This is a genomic window from Streptomyces sp., from assembly GCF_035563135.1.
In the GTDB taxonomy this organism is placed as follows: domain Bacteria; phylum Actinomycetota; class Actinomycetes; order Streptomycetales; family Streptomycetaceae; genus Streptomyces.
Genome location: NZ_DATMVN010000389.1, coordinates 1 through 2869 on the forward strand (window position 1 = coordinate 1; position 2869 = coordinate 2869).

Below are 2869 nucleotides of genomic sequence, written 5' to 3' on the forward strand. Positions count from 1 at the left end.
TCTCCATCGAGGACGACACCGACATCTCCTTCAGCGAGGACGTCCCGGGCCGCTTCGCCGCGTACGGCTGGCACGTGCAGACCGTGGACTGGACCCGTACGGGCGACTACGTCGAGGACGTCGACGCCCTGCTCACCGCGATCGAGGCGGCGAAGGCGGAGCAGTCCCGCCCGTCGATGATCATGCTGCGCACGGTCATCGGATGGCCCGCCCCGACGAAGAGGAACACCGGCAAGGCGCACGGGGCGGCCCTGGGGGACGACGAGGTCGCCGGCACCAAGCGGCTCCTCGGCTTCGATCCCGAGGTGTTCTTCCCGATCGAGGACGAGGTCCTCGCCCACACCCGGGCGGTCGGGGAACGGGGCAGGGACGCCCGGGAGCGCTGGCAGCGGAAATACGAGGACTGGCGCGCCGCCCGTCCGGACCGGGCAGCCCTGCTGGACCGGCTGCTGAAGCAGGAGCTGCCCGAGGGCTGGACCGATGCCCTGCCCGACTTCCCGGCCGACGCCAAGGGCATGGCCACCCGCAAGGCGTCCGGCAAGGTGCTCACCGCTCTCGCCCCGGTCCTGCCCGAGTTGTGGGGCGGCTCCGCCGACCTGGCGGGCAGCAACAACACCACCATGGACGGCGAGCCCTCCTTCGTCCCCGCCGACCGGCAGACGAGCGAGTTCGCCGGAGGCCCCTACGGGCGGACCCTGCACTTCGGCATCCGTGAGCACGCCATGGGCGCCGTGCTCAACGGCATCGCCCTGCAGAGCCTGACGCGCCCCTACGGCGGCACGTTCCTCACGTTCAGCGACTACATGCGTCCCGCGGTCCGCCTCGCCGCCCTGATGAAGCTCCCCGCCACCTATGTGTGGACCCATGACTCGATCGGGCTGGGCGAGGACGGCCCGACCCATCAGCCCGTCGAACACCTGGCGGCCCTGCGGGCGATCCCCGGCCTCGACGTCGTACGCCCCGGTGACGCCAACGAGACCGGCGTCTGCTGGCGGACGGTCCTGGAACACCCCGACCGGCCCGCCGGCCTCGTCCTGACCCGGCAGAACCTCCCGGTGCTCGACCGTGCCGACGGCGTGCACGCCCCGGCCGGGGGAGCGGCGCGCGGCGCGTACGTCCTCGTGGAGGCGTCCGGGACCACTCCCGACGTCATCCTCGTGGCGACGGGGTCCGAGGTCCACGTCGCTCTCGACGCCCGCAAGCTGCTGGTCGACGAGGGGCTGGCCGTCCGCGTGGTGTCGATGCCGTGCCGCGAATGGTTCGCCGAGCAGCCGCTGTCCTACCAGGACGAGGTGCTGCCGCCGGACGTGCGCGCCCGCGTCAGTGTCGAGGCCGCCGTCGGCCAGGGCTGGCGCGAGGTCGTCGGCGACGCCGGCCGGATCGTCAGCCTGGAGCACTACGGCGCGTCCGCCGACTACCAGCGGCTCTACGAGGAGTTCGGCATCACCGCCGAAGCCGTCGCCGCCGCCGCGCGCGCGAGCATCCGCGACGCGGTGGAGCCCCCCAGGCCCGGTGGGCGACGGCCCGGGGAGTCCTGACCCATCTGGCGCCGCACCAGTTCGTGGAGCTGCCCGTCCGTGTCCGCGAGGAGCTCGGCGGGCGGCCCCTCCTGGACGACACGGCCGTCCGCCATGACGATCACGCGATCCGCGCCCATGACCGTGGACAGCCGGTGCGCGATCACGACACGGGTGGCGCGCAGCGACCTGGTGCTCTCGATCACGGTGCGCTGGGTCTCGTTGTCGAGGGCGCTGGTGGCCTCGTCGAAGAACAGGATCCGCGGGCGCCGGACGAGCGCCTGGGCGATCATCAGCCGCTGGCGCTGCCCCCCGGAGATCGAACCGCCGCCGGAGATCATCGTGTGCAGGCCCATCGGCATGCGCTTGATGTCCTCGGCCAGCCCCGCCATCGCCGCGGCCTCCCACGCCTCCTCCTGGGTGAAGACCTCGGCGCCGCATATGCAGTCCAGGATCGACCCGGCCAGCGGCTGGGCGTTCTGCAGGACGACCCCGCACTGACGGCGTACGGCCGCCTGGTCGAGCGCCGTCAGATCCTGACCGTCGTACAGGACGCTGCCCGAGACCGGCCTGTCGAATCCGATGAGCAGCCTCAGCAGCGTGGACTTGCCGCATCCGCTGGGGCCCACGATCGCGACGAACTCGCCCGGCCGTACGGTCAGCGACACCTCGTCGAGGACGACGGGACCGTCCTCGGAATAGCGGAAGGACACACCCCTCGCCTCGATCTCCCCGGTCAGGACGCCGGGCTGGACACTGGCGCCGCGCACCTCGGGTGCCTCGTCGAGCACCGGCTTGATCTGCTCGAACATCGGCAGCACGGCGGCGGCGGACACGAACGCCCCGGTGAGCTGGGTGACGGCTGTCAGGAGCATCGTCACCGACGTGTTGAAGGTCAGGAACTCACCGGCCGTCAGGGAACCCCGGGCCGGCCCCGCCAGCAGGACGAAGACGACCAGCGAGCACAGCGGCAGATACACCGCGTTGAGGACCGTCGTCAGATTCTTGATCCTGCCTGCCCGTTTCTGCAGCTCACGGCTGCGGGCGAACTCCGCCGCCCACGCGCCGTACGCGAAGCTCTCCGCCGCCGCGACCCGCAGCTTGGGCAGCCCGCGCAGTGTCTGGAAGGCCTGGTTGTTCAGTTTGTTCCCGAGCTCGACCAGCCGGCGCTGCCAGCGCAGTTCCCACATGCCCATGATGAGGAACACCCCGGCGATGACCACCAGCATCGCGACGGCGGTGAGCGCCAGCGGGACGCTGAACCAGAGCAGCAGACCCAGATTCATCACCCCGAGCGTGCCCGCCTGCACCACGACGGGCCCGGTGCCGGACAGCACCCGCCGGATGGAGCT

2 protein-coding genes are annotated in these 2869 nt (G+C 71.5%); one reads left to right on the plus strand and one right to left on the minus strand.

Going from position 1 to position 2869, the window contains the following annotated elements:
* On the plus strand, window positions 1-1538 hold a 1538-nt coding region (locus tag VN520_RS16905; protein ID WP_325747752.1), incomplete at its 5' end, for a transketolase.
* On the opposite strand, the gene VN520_RS16910 is transcribed toward VN520_RS16905, so the two are convergent.
* On the minus strand, window positions 1427-2869 hold a 1443-nt coding region (locus VN520_RS16910), incomplete at its 5' end, for an ATP-binding cassette domain-containing protein (protein ID WP_325747753.1). The two genes, VN520_RS16905 and VN520_RS16910, sit on opposite strands and share 112 nt — an antisense overlap.